The 13,033-nt window shown below is 35.8% G+C and carries 15 protein-coding genes; 7 read left to right on the top strand and 8 right to left on the bottom strand.

The features are described from left to right. Positions 1 to 16: 16 nt before the first annotated feature. Both H5J24_RS22605 and H5J24_RS22600 read left to right on the top strand, forming a co-directional pair. A complete protein-coding gene (locus tag H5J24_RS22605; RefSeq protein WP_185124650.1) occupies positions 17 to 355 on the top strand; it encodes a DUF6122 family protein in 339 nt (112 codons plus the stop codon). 66 nt (positions 356 to 421) lie between these two features. After that, the gene (locus tag H5J24_RS22600) at positions 422 to 1,492 is read left to right on the top strand and encodes a calcium:cation antiporter (RefSeq protein ID WP_068940846.1); all 1,071 of its coding nucleotides are present in this window, start codon (positions 422 to 424) and stop codon (positions 1,490 to 1,492) included. Positions 1,493 to 1,519: 27 nt separating this feature from the next. Here H5J24_RS22600 and H5J24_RS22595 read toward each other — a convergent pair whose 3' ends face one another. Beyond that, positions 1,520 to 1,900, bottom strand: a complete 381-nt coding sequence (locus H5J24_RS22595) for a group III truncated hemoglobin (RefSeq protein ID WP_068940844.1) — start codon at positions 1,898 to 1,900, stop codon at positions 1,520 to 1,522. A 143-nt stretch (positions 1,901 to 2,043) separates the two neighbouring features. Here H5J24_RS22595 and H5J24_RS22590 point away from each other — a divergent pair, with 143 nt between their 5' ends. The 3 genes from H5J24_RS22590 to H5J24_RS22580 all read left to right on the top strand — a co-directional run bounded on the left by H5J24_RS22590 (position 2,044) and on the right by H5J24_RS22580 (position 4,102). Beyond that, the gene (locus tag H5J24_RS22590; protein ID WP_068940842.1) at positions 2,044 to 3,015 is read left to right on the top strand and encodes an ion channel; all 972 of its coding nucleotides are present in this window, start codon (positions 2,044 to 2,046) and stop codon (positions 3,013 to 3,015) included. Beyond that, the gene (locus tag H5J24_RS22585; protein ID WP_068940839.1) at positions 3,016 to 3,504 is read left to right on the top strand and encodes a YkgJ family cysteine cluster protein; all 489 of its coding nucleotides are present in this window, start codon (positions 3,016 to 3,018) and stop codon (positions 3,502 to 3,504) included. It abuts the gene before it with no gap. Positions 3,505 to 3,790: 286 nt separating this feature from the next. Next, on the top strand, positions 3,791 to 4,102 hold the full coding sequence (locus H5J24_RS22580) for a hypothetical protein (protein WP_068940837.1): 312 nt from the start codon (positions 3,791 to 3,793) through the stop codon (positions 4,100 to 4,102). 44 nt (positions 4,103 to 4,146) lie between these two features. On the opposite strand, the gene H5J24_RS22575 is transcribed toward H5J24_RS22580, so the two are convergent. The 4 genes from H5J24_RS22575 to H5J24_RS22560 form a co-directional block, all read right to left on the bottom strand. Next, entirely contained in the window at positions 4,147 to 4,515 is a 369-nt protein-coding gene (locus H5J24_RS22575; protein WP_096788273.1) for an iron chaperone, read from the bottom strand. A gap of 132 nt (positions 4,516 to 4,647) precedes the next feature. Beyond that, positions 4,648 to 6,006 (bottom strand): NADP-specific glutamate dehydrogenase, encoded by a 1,359-nt coding sequence (gdhA, locus tag H5J24_RS22570; RefSeq protein WP_068940834.1) that lies wholly within the window; start codon positions 6,004 to 6,006, stop codon positions 4,648 to 4,650. A gap of 190 nt (positions 6,007 to 6,196) precedes the next feature. Beyond that, positions 6,197 to 7,306 carry a DNA-processing protein DprA gene (gene dprA / locus H5J24_RS22565; RefSeq protein WP_068940833.1) on the bottom strand — a complete coding sequence of 370 codons (1,110 nt, stop codon included), beginning with the start codon at positions 7,304 to 7,306 and terminating at the stop codon, positions 6,197 to 6,199. A gap of 32 nt (positions 7,307 to 7,338) precedes the next feature. After that, positions 7,339 to 8,106 carry a rhomboid family intramembrane serine protease gene (locus H5J24_RS22560; RefSeq protein WP_068940831.1) on the bottom strand — a complete coding sequence of 256 codons (768 nt, stop codon included), beginning with the start codon at positions 8,104 to 8,106 and terminating at the stop codon, positions 7,339 to 7,341. Between the two features lie 247 nt (positions 8,107 to 8,353). Here H5J24_RS22560 and H5J24_RS22555 point away from each other — a divergent pair, with 247 nt between their 5' ends. Next, a complete protein-coding gene (locus tag H5J24_RS22555; RefSeq protein ID WP_068940941.1) occupies positions 8,354 to 9,280 on the top strand; it encodes a DUF3078 domain-containing protein in 927 nt (308 codons plus the stop codon). A 228-nt stretch (positions 9,281 to 9,508) separates the two neighbouring features. Further along, positions 9,509 to 10,432 (top strand): DUF3078 domain-containing protein, encoded by a 924-nt coding sequence (locus H5J24_RS22550; protein ID WP_068940826.1) that lies wholly within the window; start codon positions 9,509 to 9,511, stop codon positions 10,430 to 10,432. Between the two features lie 77 nt (positions 10,433 to 10,509). Here the strand turns inward: H5J24_RS22550 and sufD are convergent, their stop codons facing one another. From sufD to sufC, 3 genes are read right to left on the bottom strand one after another with little or no spacing between them, the layout of a single operon-like run. Further along, positions 10,510 to 11,817: a Fe-S cluster assembly protein SufD gene (gene sufD, locus H5J24_RS22545; protein ID WP_068940824.1), complete on the bottom strand. Its 1,308-nt coding sequence runs from the start codon at positions 11,815 to 11,817 to the stop codon at positions 10,510 to 10,512. A gap of 34 nt (positions 11,818 to 11,851) precedes the next feature. Then, positions 11,852 to 12,244: a four helix bundle protein gene (locus H5J24_RS22540; RefSeq protein WP_068940822.1), complete on the bottom strand. Its 393-nt coding sequence runs from the start codon at positions 12,242 to 12,244 to the stop codon at positions 11,852 to 11,854. Between the two features lie 30 nt (positions 12,245 to 12,274). Next, the gene (gene sufC, locus H5J24_RS22535) at positions 12,275 to 13,018 is read right to left on the bottom strand and encodes a Fe-S cluster assembly ATPase SufC (protein ID WP_068940820.1); all 744 of its coding nucleotides are present in this window, start codon (positions 13,016 to 13,018) and stop codon (positions 12,275 to 12,277) included. Positions 13,019 to 13,033 lie beyond the last annotated feature (15 nt).

Genomic DNA, 13,033 nt, shown 5'->3' with positions numbered 1-13,033 from the left:
AAATATAGATCGCTTAATGGCTCCATCAGAAATTGCATTGCTCAAAACATGCACGCATTATTTTTTACATTTTGTGTTTCCGGTGTTTATAGCACTGGTGTTTTATCTCAAAAACTGGAAGAAGGTATATCTTATTTTATTGGCTACAATGCTGGTAGATCTGGATCATCTTTTTGCCAATCCTATTTTTGATCCATCAAGAGAAAGCATTGGTTTTCATTTTTTGCATTCTTATTATGCCATTGCGGTGTATTTTTTGCTGTTATTTTTTAAAGGAAACGTCAGAATTGTTGCCATTGGGTTGTTGTTTCACATGTTGACAGATTATCAGGACTTTAACTTCTGGCCACATTAAAATATTATTAATATTTTCTTTTAATATTGAAAATATTATAGATTTTTTGTATTTTGTAGTCACTATATGAGACTTAAAGAACTTTTACATTACACCTATATTTTTCCTGTTCTTGCGGTAGGTTACTACTTTTCCGGACTGATGGGAAATGGCGTTATTTATGATATTATTGCAGGTATTTTACTTATTGGAAGTGTTTTATCTGCAGTTCACCATGCAGAAATGGTAGCTCATAAAGTAGGGGAGCCTTTCGGAACAATTATCCTTGCCCTTTGTATCACCATTATTGAAGTTGCGCTTATCATCTCACTGATGGTTGCCGGCGGAGATCAGGCGATCACGCTGGCCAGAGATACCGTTTTTGCCGCTGTTATGCTTATTCTTAATGGTATTTTGGGAATCTGTATATTGGTGGGCGGCGTTAAATATCATGAACAATTCTTTGCCAGAACTTCTGCTACCACTTATTTGGTGAGTACAGTTTCAATTCTTATTCTTACCCTGGTTCTTCCTAATTTTACATCAAGCGTCAATGGACCATTCTACAACCAGGCACAGCTTATCTTTGTATCTATTGCCTGTCTGGTCATCTATGGTGTTTTCCTGATGGTACAGACGGTAAGACACAGAAGTTATTTTATAGTTCCTGATGAACATCCTGAAGAACATTATATTCCTACATTAACTAAAACACTGATCAGTTTTGGCTTTTTAGTTGTTTGTTTGGTCATCGTTGTTTTAATGGCAAAAGGACTTTCTGATACCATTGAAGGGATGGTGCAGAGTGTAGGGGCTCCTAAATCTTTAGTAGGAGTAATTATTGCTGCGGTAGTTCTTCTTCCCGAAGGTGTTGCTGCAATACGTGCTGCAAGAGCCAATCAAATCCAATCCAGTTTAAATCTGGCATTAGGTTCAGCACTGGCAAGTATCGGATTGACGATTCCTGCAGTTTCGGTGGTGTGTATTATGTATGATATCCCATTGGTATTGGGATTAGATAAGAAGGACATTATTCTGCTTTCCCTATCTGTATTTATTGTAATGCTTTCTCTAAGTCGGGGAAAAACAAATATCCTTTATGGTACAGTTTTATTGGTAAACCTGGCAGCCTATATCTTTACAGTGATTGTGCCTTAAGAGAGGCCTAGGTGAACTCAAACCCCGTTAAAGTCTTCTTGCTAAGTCCATTTTAAAAGCCATCAGTTTAGCAATATTCTCGGATTTGTAGATGGCCATGTCAGCGTTTTCACCTACAAAATTCTCCTCAATGGTAGTTCTCCACAGCTCCAGCCATCTGTCGAAGTGTTTTTGCTCCATAGCCTGTATTTCATTGATTGGAAAATGGACACCCATAGGATTTCCCTTATAGGTCATCTGGCCAAAAAGAATAGACTCCCAAAATGAATACATTTTTGGAAGGTGCTTATCCCAGTCTACTTTTGCAATATCATTGAAGAAGAAACTAATGATTTCATCCTTTACTACTTTAGCATAAAATGAATTTACCAGGTGCTCAATGTCCTCTCTTGATTCAAGCTTTTTCATATCCCAAATTTACGGCTAAATCAAATTGAATAAGTAATGGTTCGATTGATAAAATTCATGAAAACAATATTTTATCTTTGTATCCGGAAACTGGGGCAGATTAATGGTGGGCAATTAAGCAATTCAAAAAAACAAATGATAAGATGACAAGAGGATTCAGAAAAAAGATCCGTCAGAAAAACACGGAGAACAGCGGTTTCGGAAGTAACGCCTCAGGAAGATTCATCAATAAAGATGGTCTTCCGAATGTAAAAAGAACGGGTGTGAATGTTTTCAACAGCCTGAGCTGGTATCATACGATGCTGAATCTGTCTTCATTTCGCTTTATTTCGTATTTAGTTGTTGCTTATATTCTAATCAATCTTGTATTTGCAATGATTTATTATCTGATCGGAGTAGAGCATCTTACAGGAATCGATAAAAGTGATCCGCTGAATGAGTTTATTGATGTCTTCTTTTTCAGCTCTCAGACATTTACTACCGTAGGATATGGAAGGATTGCCCCTGTAGGTTTTTTAGCTAGTCTGGTAGCCACGTTTGAGGCTTTTCTGGGATTGCTTACCTTTGCCATTGCAACGGGGCTTTTTTATGGGAGATTTTCAAGGCCAAGGGCTTATTTAAGGTTTTCTGATATTGCAGTGATTGCCCCTTTTGAAGAAGGTACAGCTTTAATGTTCAGATTGGCTCCCTATAAAAACAATGCGTTAACTGATGCTGATGTCATCGTTTCTACAGCGATTGAAGTGATTGAAAATGATGTTCCAAAGAGTAATTTTTATAGGCTGGAAACCCATTTAAGCAAGATCAATACTTTGGCTCTGAACTGGACGGTCGTTCATCAGATCAATGAAAGCTCACCGTTTTATGGTTTCTCTGAAGATGATTTTAAAAGTACGGATATTGAGATCATTGTTCAGGTAAGAGCATTTGATGAAGTATTTTCCAATACAGTAGTTCAGAGATCTTCCTTTGTGACGGGAGAAATTATATACGGAGCAAAATTTGTCCCAATGTATTATCCTGATAAAAAGAACCTTGCTACCATTTTAGATCTGGATAAGATTAATGAGTATCAGAATATAGATCTTCCGGTACAGGCAGGAAATAAAGAATAAATGAATTTAGATTTTTATAAAAAGCAAGCTTTACAAAAGCAGAAAGAGCATAAAAAATTTCTGGACGGATTAAAGAAAAAGCCGCCCAAAAACCTCGATTATGTAGTGCAGGAAACCCATGATGAAGTTTTTGATGAAATAGACTGTCTACAGTGCGCTAATTGCTGTAAAACCACAGGTCCGTTATATACTGAAAAGGATATTGAACGTATTGCAAAACATCTGCGTATGAAGTCTGCCGATTTTGAAGCTAAATTCTTAAGAGTGGATGAAGACAATGATAAGGTACTGCAGAATCTTCCCTGTTTTTTCCTGAACAGTGATAATACCTGTTCTATTTATGAGGTAAGGCCAAAAGCATGCAGAGAATACCCTCATACAGATCGTAAAAAGATCTATCAGATCAACAACCTGATGCTGAAAAATACAGTGATTTGCCCGGCAGCTTTTGAGTTTGTAGAGAAGATGATGAAGAATATAGCGAAGTAAATTCTAAGATAAAGATCTGGGAAATTAGAAATGGATATCTTGATAAGGATTGTTTGTTAAACTAATAAGAATTGTTAAAGTATTTGGCATTAGTTTTAAAGACAATAAAAGACTAAAAATAGTCATTCTTTGAGCCTTTAGAGGCTCTTTTTTTATGATTTGACTCCGTTTTTCATAATTACAAATTCCTCTTAAAAATTGATAAAGTCCGTTAAATAAGTTATTTACGCATAATTTTTATAAATGATGTTCCGTTTATTTTAAACAATCATTTAAATATTACATTATGAAAAAGTTATTTTTAACAGCTGCATTCACATTAGTTGGAGCAATCGCAGTATCGGCTCAAACCCAGACCCAGAAGCCCGCTGAAAGCACAACTAACCCAGCCGCTACAACCCAAACTCAGCCACAGACATCGGAAACCAAATCAGATTGGAATTCTACCACAACCGGACAAAATCAAAGTACAACTAAAGTGGAAGCTTCAACAGCAACACCTGCTGGTGACGCAACTGTTAGTACAGGAACTACGATGGAAGCCACTAAACCTGCGGAAGCAACAAAAGAAGAGAAAAAATCTAAGAAGAAAAAGTGATAGTACTTTAGCAAACACTAGTCTGAATCCTGGAATCTTGTATTTCAGGATTTTTTTTGCTCAATTTCTCTGATTTTGAATCCTATAATCTTATTAATCAGATCTAGCGGAATATTTTCATCTATTGGAAACTGCACAGCTCCTTTAGAAAACTTGTAATTCATCTTTTCAAAATCTTTTTCAAAATTTTTGATTCCTTCAGCACCGGGATAAAATCCAATATGCTTTTTATAGCCTGCAAAATAAACTAAAGGCTTTCCTTTATATTTAAAAGCAGGCATCTGATAGCCAATATACTCTTCAAGATCGGGAAGTTGGGAATGAATAGCCTTTCTTAGCTCAAGAAGCTTTTCCTGAACATTGATAGGGAATAAAAGGATGTAATCATCAATATTTTTAAAGGTGTTTTTCATTTTGATAAAAATAAAAAAAGTGCTGCATATAGCAGCACTTTCTCCTTTCACTTTTTACTTTTTTCCCATTATCCCGGGAACAGGCTATATCAAAAAAGGTCGGGAGTTTTTCCCAACCTTTATTATTTTTTGTTACACAACTCCTTGAGCTAACATTGCTTCTGCTACTTTTACGAAGCCAGCAATATTGGCACCTTTTACATAGTTTACATAACCATCTTCGTCTTTTCCGTAGTCTCTACAAGCTTTGTGGATACCAATCATGATTTCCTTTAATCTTGCATCAACTTCTTCAGAAGTCCAGTTAAGACGGATAGAGTTCTGAGTCATTTCTAATCCTGAAGTAGCAACACCTCCAGCGTTGGAAGCTTTACCAGGAGAGAATAATACTTTATTGTCTAAGAAATAGTTGATAGCATCAAGTGTAGAAGGCATGTTCGCAGCTTCAGTTACACAAAGACATCCGTTTTCAACTAATTTTCTTGCGTCATCTAAGTCTAATTCGTTTTGAGTTGCAGAAGGGAACGCTACGTCACACTTCACTTCCCAAGGACGTTTTCCAGCATGGAATTCAGCAGATGGATATTTTTTAGCATAGTCCTCAGCTCTGTTGTTTCCAGAAGCTCTAAGTTCTAATAAATAATCAATTTTTTCTCCGCTGATACCGTCTTTATCATAAATATATCCGTCAGGACCAGAAAGCGTTACCACTTTTGCTCCAAGTTCAGTTGCTTTTTTGATAACTCCCCAAGCTACGTTTCCGAAACCTGATACCGTTACTGTTTTCCCTTGGAAATTCTGTCCGATCGTTTTAAGCATCTGCTCAGCGAAGTATACTACTCCGTATCCTGTAGCTTCAGGACGGATTAATGAACCTCCGTAAGCAAGACCTTTTCCTGTAAGAACTCCGGTAAATTCGTTTCTGATTTTCTTGTATTGTCCGAATAAGTAACCGATTTCTCTAGCTCCTACACCGATATCTCCTGCAGGTACGTCTGTTTCAGGACCAATGTGCTTGCATAATTCTGTCATGAAAGCCTGGCAGAAACGCATTACTTCCATATCAGATTTACCTTGCGGATCGAAATCTGAACCTCCTTTACCACCACCCATTGGAAGAGTAGTTAAAGAGTTTTTAAACACTTGTTCGAAAGCTAAGAACTTAAGAACTGATAAGTTTACAGTAGGGTGGAAACGGATTCCTCCTTTGTATGGACCAATCGCAGAGTTCATTTGGATTCTGAAACCTCTGTTAACCTGAATCTCTCCTTTATCATCAACCCATGGAACTCTGAAGATAATAATTCTTTCAGCTTCAGCCATTCTTTCAAGCAGCTTCATTCCGTTATATTCTTTTCTCGTAGCAATGAATGGAATTACAGTTACGGCAACTTCTTTTACAGCCTGTAAGAATTCCGGTTCGTTAGGATTTTTTGCTTCAATTTTTGCAATAAACTCTTGGATTTTCTGGTCAATATTATATTGTTCCATATATTAAGGTTGAATATTATTGTCAACAAATTTAATTTTTTTTTCAAGATTCACAACACTCTATTTTAACATTGTTAAAAATTAAATAATAATGACCTGAAATATTATTAAATTAATAATTTGTGATTAAAATTTGTTAAAAATTAAATGTTATGTATGAAATAATGCAGTATTAAGAAATCGTTAATTCTTAATTTGCGATAAATTGTCTCCCGGAAAATGATTTTACTTTCCCTAAAAGTTCTAATTCTAAAATAATTGGTAAGATTTTATGCGAAGGGATGTCAATTTCCTGTGCAAGATCGTCCAGTGAAATCTGCGGATTCTGTTTGATGAATTGATAAACAGTTTGTTGATTATCAGTTAATTGTATTGCTGGTTCACTGTATGGGAAAAGCTCGGCAATTTTTTCTTTTGGATTATTGAAGCCCAGCATACTTATCAAATCTTTGAGGGTAGAAATAGCAGTTGCTTTGTTATGCAAAATCAATTGATTACAACCTTGGCTATGAACATCTGTGATTTTTCCCGGAAGTGCAAAGACCTCTCTGTTATAATCATTAGCAAAAGCAGCTGTGCTTACAGATCCGCCTCCAAATCCTGTTTCTACAACAATCGTTGCAGGAGAAAGGCCAGCTACAATTCTGTTTCTTTGGATAAAGTTTTCCCGATCCGGTTTTCTTGTTGAATTGAATTCTGTCAATAAGACTCCGCCTTCCTGAATAATTTTCTCTGACAGTTTTCTGTTTTTGGCTGGATATAAAAATTCGAAACCATGAGCGAGAACAGCGATGGTAGGTTTCTGACTTCGGATAGACTGTTCATGAACTTCTTTGTCTACCCCTAAAGCAAGACCGCTCACAGAAACATATTTTGAAGATTGAGTGGCATCAAAAAAGTCTCCGATAAATTGTTTGCCATAAGCTGTCATATTTCGGGTCCCAACGATGCTTATCTTTTGAAGAGATTCATCAATATTTCCTTTTTGGTAAAGGATAGAAGGAGCATCTATGCATTCATTAAGAAGAGTGGGAACCTGATCAAGATGTCTTAATCTGATTCGGATATTGTTCTTTTCGCAAAATATCAGTTCTTTTTCGGCAAACTTCAGATGGTTTTCATTACCAATATCAGCAACTGTTTTTTGTCCTATACCTTCTAATTTTCTGTATTCTCTTTTTGCTTTTTTCCATGCATTTTCAGCACTTCCAAAAGTTCTCACAAGTTTATGGAAATTGATGTCACCAATCAGACTGCTTTCGCGTAAAGCGATGGCATATAAATATTCTTCGGAGATCATGTGTGTTTTTTGTCAAATGTATGAATTAAGTTTTATTTTCCTCTTAATTGATCCAAATGATCCCATATGTCATCTCTTTTTTTGTATGGAAGTTCCATAAAATCTTCCGGGTGGTTTTCCTTGTATTCCTGCCAAAGTTTGTCATCTTTTTCACTATAATAATTAGGATATTCCCAGATGAATTTTTTCTTTTTCTCCCCCACATTTTTAAAAGCAAAAGCAATGATACTTCCTACAATGGCTCCGGAAAGATGAGCCTGCCATGAAATTTTACTAGGTTCCTGCATATTATAGAACAGTTCCTCAGGAAGCATTCCCCATATCAAACTTCCATAATATAAAACGACTAGTAATGAAATGGTCAGAAGTTTCATATTCCATTTAAAAACACCACTGAAAAAGAGGAAAAAGGCAAGTACATATACTACGCCGCTGGCTCCTATAGTACAGGTGTACATATATTCACCCGTCATGATGTCAATAGGTGGGAGCAGCCACACCAAAAGTCCTGTAGCAATCCAACCGATAAAGAAAACTTTATTGGCCACCAACGGATAGAATTGATACAATAGAAACATCAGTGCGGCTATGGGAATAGAATTTCCTATAATATGATCTATATTTCCATGCAGAAGAGGAGAGGTCAGAATTCCCAGCAAGCCTTCAGGAACGAGTGGAATAATAGCTCCGAAGCAACTTCCAAAAAAGCCGTGCATCTGTAAAAAATATCCGAACCACATTGCTGAAAGCATCAGCAAAGGGTATAAAATCGCTCTTTTGGAAATTACATTTTTAAACATGAAGGTTGTACGTCAAATCAAAAGCCAATGATAAATTTCGGAAAATTTGGCGATGAAACGGTTTATATCCACCTGATTTTAAGACAAAAGGTATTAAAATTAATTTTAGAATTGATTATTTTGGCATTGATTATATTGAAGTTGTTTGCTGCCAGAGGTTTGAAGTTAGAAAATTACACGTTTAATGCTGAATTTGTTTTCAAAAAAAAATTATATTAATATTTTTGCATTGAAATTATTTAGAGTAATGAAGAAGTTTTTATTGATTCTTTCCATATTTATGGGGATTTATGTAAGTGCACAAGAAGAATTAAAAAAAGATTCCGTCGTGGTAGATACAGTAAAATACTGGTCGGTACTAGGAAAGAACACTGTAATGATTAATCAGGCAGCCTTCTCGAATTGGGTAGGAGGGGGAGCCAATAACGTAGGTTGGCTTGCTGGTGCCAATTATAACATAACCTATGAAAAAGACAATGATCTTTGGGAAAATATTATTATTCTTGGATACGGGCAGAACGACACCAAAGGATTGGGAATAAGAAAAACTCAGGATGTTATCAATGTTTCTACTAATTATGGGCGAAAGTTCTCCAAAAGCTGGTACTTCTCTCTAGGAGCAGGTTTACAGTCTCAGTTTGCTCCGGGATACGAAGACGGTAATAATCCGGAAGCGAAAAAAATCTCAAACTTTATGGCGCCGGGCTATCTGAACGTCGGTATGGGGATCACCTACAGGCCAAATGATGACTTAACGGTAACTTTACGTCCTACCAACGCCAGATGGACGTTTGTATTGGATAAAGAGCTTCAGCTTGCCGGAAATTATGGTCTAAAAAGTGATGGAGCTACCTCATTATTACAGTTCGGTTTCTTGGGAACAGCGGTATACAAACTTAAAATTATGGAAGATATTTATTTAACAAATACCGCTTCTGTCTTTTCAAATTATCTGGATCGTCCTGACAGGCTTGTATTGGCCTACGGAGCGCTCCTTAATTTAAAAGTTAATAAATATATTTCATCTAATATTTCATTAGACTTACTGTATGATCATAATCAGATTGAAAAAACACAGTTAAAACAAACACTGGGAATTGGCTTTGCTTATACTCTGGATAATGGAGTAAAACGTTCTGATCGTAAAGATAGCCAATGGTGGATAAAGAAATAACCAAACAATCAAAATTCAATAATGAAAGCACTTCAGAAATGAGGTGTTTTTTGTTTTTAAAACTTCAGGTTTTTAAGTTGCTTTAAGTTTGCTATGTATTGGATGGTTATTTAAAAGGTTTATTTTCATGGTGTTGCTTCTCTATATATCGTGCGATTCAATTCATTTTAAGGTGAGTTTTATTCAGGCATAAATTATTATTTATACATTTGTAGGAAATCGTTAATTATGAAAAAAGTTTTATTAATCGCTTCCATTTCTTTTGGGGCTATGTCTATGGCGCAAGAAGCCAAAACTGATGCTCCTGCAGCAGATACTGTTAAAGCCTGGTCTATCCAGGGACAAAATACTTTAATGCTTAATCAGGCTGCTTTTTCCAATTGGGTAGGAGGTGGAGCCAATAACGTAGGTTGGCTTGCCGGTGTCAATTATAACCTTACATATGAAAAAGGAAAAGATCTTTGGGAAAACATTATTATTCTTGGTTATGGACAAAACAACACACAAGGTACTGGAGTAAGAAAAACCCAGGATGTTATCAATTTATCTACAAACTATGGTAGAGAATTCGCTAAGCACTGGTATTTTTCTGCAGGAGCAGGTCTTCAGACTCAATTTGCTGCAGGGTATGAAGACGGGAATAATCCTGACGCCAAGAAAATTTCCAACTTTATGGCTCCAGGTTATCTGAATCTGGGAGCAGGGGTTACTTACCGTCCCAATGATAATTTTACAGTGACAATGCGTCCTGCAAATGCCCGATGGACTTTCGTATTGGATGAAGATCTTCAAAAAGCAGGAACTTACGGCCTTAAAAATGACGGAGATTCTTCTCTTTTCCAATTCGGTTTCTTGGGAACAGCAATGTATAAGCTGAAAATTATGGAAAACATTACTTTACTTAATACTGCTTCCGTATTCTCTAACTACCTGGATCATCCGGAAAGGTTAGTTCTTGGGTATAGTGGTGTTTTAAGTATGAAAATCAATAAATATATTTCGACGAATGTAACACTGGATCTATTATATGATCACAACCAGATATGGAAAACCCAGTTGAAACAGACATTAGGAGTTGGCCTGGCTTATAATTTTGATAACGGAAAGAAACGTTCAGAAAATAAGGATAATCAAAGCTGGTTGAAAAAATAAGAACGGCAATAGTTCATCACAAAAATAAAAAGCACTTCAGAAATGAAGCGCTTTTTATGTATCAATATATATAAAGTTTAAAATTCTATATCAACTTCTAATTTCTCTGCTAAAAGCTTTGAAATCTTCTCTTTTAGAGGTTCAATATCGATATTTTGCATCGCATCATTAGCAAATGCATATAAAAGTAATGCCTGAGCTTCTTTTTTAGAAATTCCTCTCGCTCTTAGATAGAACAGGGCATCTTCATTAAGTTGGCCTACTGTACATCCGTGCGAGCATTTTACGTCATCTGCAAAGATCTCTAACTGAGGTTTTGTATCAATGCTTGCTCCTTCACTTAGCAATACATTATTGTTCTGCTGGTAAGCGTTGGTTTTCTGAGCAATTTTATCAACAAATACTTTTCCGTTGAAAACTCCATGGGCATTACCATCAAAGATTCCTTTGTAGTTCTGGTAACTTTCACAGTTCGGGAAGTTGTGGTGAACCGCTGTATGGTGATCTACCAACTGATCTTTTCCGATAATCGTGATTCCGTTCATGAATGAATTGATATTGGATCCATTCTGAATAAAATCAAGGTTGTTTCTTACCAGTTTTCCTCCGAAAGAGAAGGTATTTACAGTCGTTAAACTGTCTTTCTCCTGTTTTGCAAAGGTATTGTCTACAAGGTAAGAAGTATTGTTATCGTTTTGAAGTTTGTGCCAGTCTGCTTTTGCATTTGGATACGTGAAGATTTCCGTCACAGAGTTGGTGAACACATACGTGTCATCAAAATTGTGGTGGCTTTCAATAACCTCAACTTTTGCTCCTTCTTCTACGATTAATAAATTTCTTGTATTGTAGAACGTATTTTCCTCTTGATTCTGAGAAATGTAGAAAACATGAATAGGCTTTTCAATCACTACATTTTTAGGAACTTTCAAAAAGAAACCATATTTGCAGTATGCCAGGTTTAAGTTGGTGAAAGCTAAATCTTTAGAAGCAATTGTGTTGAAGTACTTTTCAAATACCTCTTTATGTTTGTCATCATTCAATGCGTAATTGAATGAAAGAAACTCTACATTTTCAATAGAAACTTTTGAAAGTTCTTTGTGAAGTTTACCGTTTACAAAAACAATCCAATCAAAATTTTCTTCACCAAGATGCAATTCATCAAACTGCTCTTTAGTGATGTTGTGGTTTTCTTTCGGGAAGAAGTTGTAGCTTTTTTCCGTGATCTCCTTTAGATTGGTATATTTATATTCTTCGTCTTTTTTTGTCGGAAAACCAATACCTTCAAACTTCTGAAGAGCAGCTTTTCTATCGTCATCCAAAAATCTGTGACGAAGGCTCTCCAAAAACTCGTTATGGTTTTCGATGATTTGTTCTTTTAAACTCATTGTTTATTTGAAATTTGAGATTTGAGATTTGAAATTATAGACGGTTAAACTTATTTCCATTATGTTCGGTAGTTTTTAAATACTTCATAAATCCTGAAATCATTTTTGATAAATCCGCATAATCTTTTTTCAAATCATTAAATTCATGTTCGTTAATGAAATTTCTATCAAATGCTCTGATTAATTGTGATCTTACTTCACCACATGAACCTTTTGACATTGATAGAAAGTTAATAAACTCTTTATTTCCCTCCCTTTCAAAACCTTCTGCAATGTTATCCATGACAGAAGCGGATGAACGGTCGATTTGATTTTTAATATTTTGACTGCAATTTGAACTTTGTATTAGTGAGATAAAAATTTTTTGGCTTAACTCTCTGGATTTTTTCCATATGTCTAAATCTTCAAAGTTATTTATTGTTGCCATAATTTCAAATCTCAAATATTAAATTTCAAATTAATTTAAAAGCCAGTCGTATCCTTTTTCTTCAAGCTCTAATGCTAAAGATTTATCACCTGTCTTGATGATTTTCCCGTTAGCTAAAACGTGAACGAAATCTGGTTGAATATAGTTAAGTAATCTTTGATAGTGAGTAATCAAAAGAACTGCGTTTCCTTCGTTTTTAAAAGTATTTACCCCATCAGCTACAATTCTTAGAGCGTCAATGTCTAATCCTGAATCCGTTTCATCAAGGATAGCCAATTTAGGGTTAAGCATCATCATTTGGAAGATCTCGTTTCTTTTCTTTTCACCTCCTGAGAATCCTTCGTTCAGTGATCTTGAAAGGAAATCTTTTTTGATTCCTAATTTTTCAGATTTTTCACGGATTAATGCAAGCATTTCTTTTGCCGGCATTTCTGCCAATCCGTTAGCTTTTCTTGTTTCGTTTAAAGCAGCTTTGATGAAGTTGGTTACAGAAACTCCCGGAATTTCCACTGGATACTGGAAAGAAAGGAAGATTCCTTTGTGTGCTCTGTCTTCCGGAGCATCTTCGATGATATCTTCTCCTTGGAAAATAATTTCTCCACCTGTCACTTCGTAATCCTCTTTTCCTGCGATTACAGAAGAAAGGGTAGACTTACCAGCTCCGTTTGGCCCCATAATAGCGTGAACTTCTCCTGGTTTTATTTCAAGGTTGATCCCTTTTAATATTTCTGCGCCATCTTCAATTTTGGCGTGAAGGTTTTTAATTTCTAACATTTTATTTGCTTAAAC

This window comes from Chryseobacterium capnotolerans (assembly GCF_021278965.1).
Classification (GTDB): domain Bacteria; phylum Bacteroidota; class Bacteroidia; order Flavobacteriales; family Weeksellaceae; genus Chryseobacterium; species Chryseobacterium capnotolerans.
This window is presented reverse-complemented; position numbering and strand designations above follow the sequence as displayed.

What these genes read in the sequence shown, in the direction of transcription:
- H5J24_RS22605 (WP_185124650.1), top strand. Translation starts at nt 17, where the DNA reads ATGGCTCCATCAGAAATTGCATTGCTCAAAACATGCACGCATTATTTT.
- H5J24_RS22595 (WP_068940844.1), bottom strand. Translation starts at nt 1,900, where the DNA reads ATGAAAAAGCTTGAATCAAGAGAGGACATTGAGCACCTGGTAAATTCA.
- H5J24_RS22575 (WP_096788273.1), bottom strand. Translation starts at nt 4,515, where the DNA reads ATGAAAAACACCTTTAAAAATATTGATGATTACATCCTTTTATTCCCT.
- H5J24_RS22560 (WP_068940831.1), bottom strand. Translation starts at nt 8,106, where the DNA reads ATGTTTAAAAATGTAATTTCCAAAAGAGCGATTTTATACCCTTTGCTG.
- H5J24_RS22585 (WP_068940839.1), top strand. Translation starts at nt 3,016, where the DNA reads ATGAATTTAGATTTTTATAAAAAGCAAGCTTTACAAAAGCAGAAAGAG.
- H5J24_RS22580 (WP_068940837.1), top strand. Translation starts at nt 3,791, where the DNA reads ATGAAAAAGTTATTTTTAACAGCTGCATTCACATTAGTTGGAGCAATC.
- H5J24_RS22590 (WP_068940842.1), top strand. Translation starts at nt 2,044, where the DNA reads ATGACAAGAGGATTCAGAAAAAAGATCCGTCAGAAAAACACGGAGAAC.
- H5J24_RS22555 (WP_068940941.1), top strand. Translation starts at nt 8,354, where the DNA reads ATGAAGAAGTTTTTATTGATTCTTTCCATATTTATGGGGATTTATGTA.
- sufC (WP_068940820.1), bottom strand. Translation starts at nt 13,018, where the DNA reads ATGTTAGAAATTAAAAACCTTCACGCCAAAATTGAAGATGGCGCAGAA.
- H5J24_RS22540 (WP_068940822.1), bottom strand. Translation starts at nt 12,244, where the DNA reads ATGGCAACAATAAATAACTTTGAAGATTTAGACATATGGAAAAAATCC.
- dprA (WP_068940833.1), bottom strand. Translation starts at nt 7,306, where the DNA reads ATGATCTCCGAAGAATATTTATATGCCATCGCTTTACGCGAAAGCAGT.
- sufD (WP_068940824.1), bottom strand. Translation starts at nt 11,817, where the DNA reads ATGAGTTTAAAAGAACAAATCATCGAAAACCATAACGAGTTTTTGGAG.
- gdhA (WP_068940834.1), bottom strand. Translation starts at nt 6,006, where the DNA reads ATGGAACAATATAATATTGACCAGAAAATCCAAGAGTTTATTGCAAAA.
- H5J24_RS22550 (WP_068940826.1), top strand. Translation starts at nt 9,509, where the DNA reads ATGAAAAAAGTTTTATTAATCGCTTCCATTTCTTTTGGGGCTATGTCT.
- H5J24_RS22600 (WP_068940846.1), top strand. Translation starts at nt 422, where the DNA reads ATGAGACTTAAAGAACTTTTACATTACACCTATATTTTTCCTGTTCTT.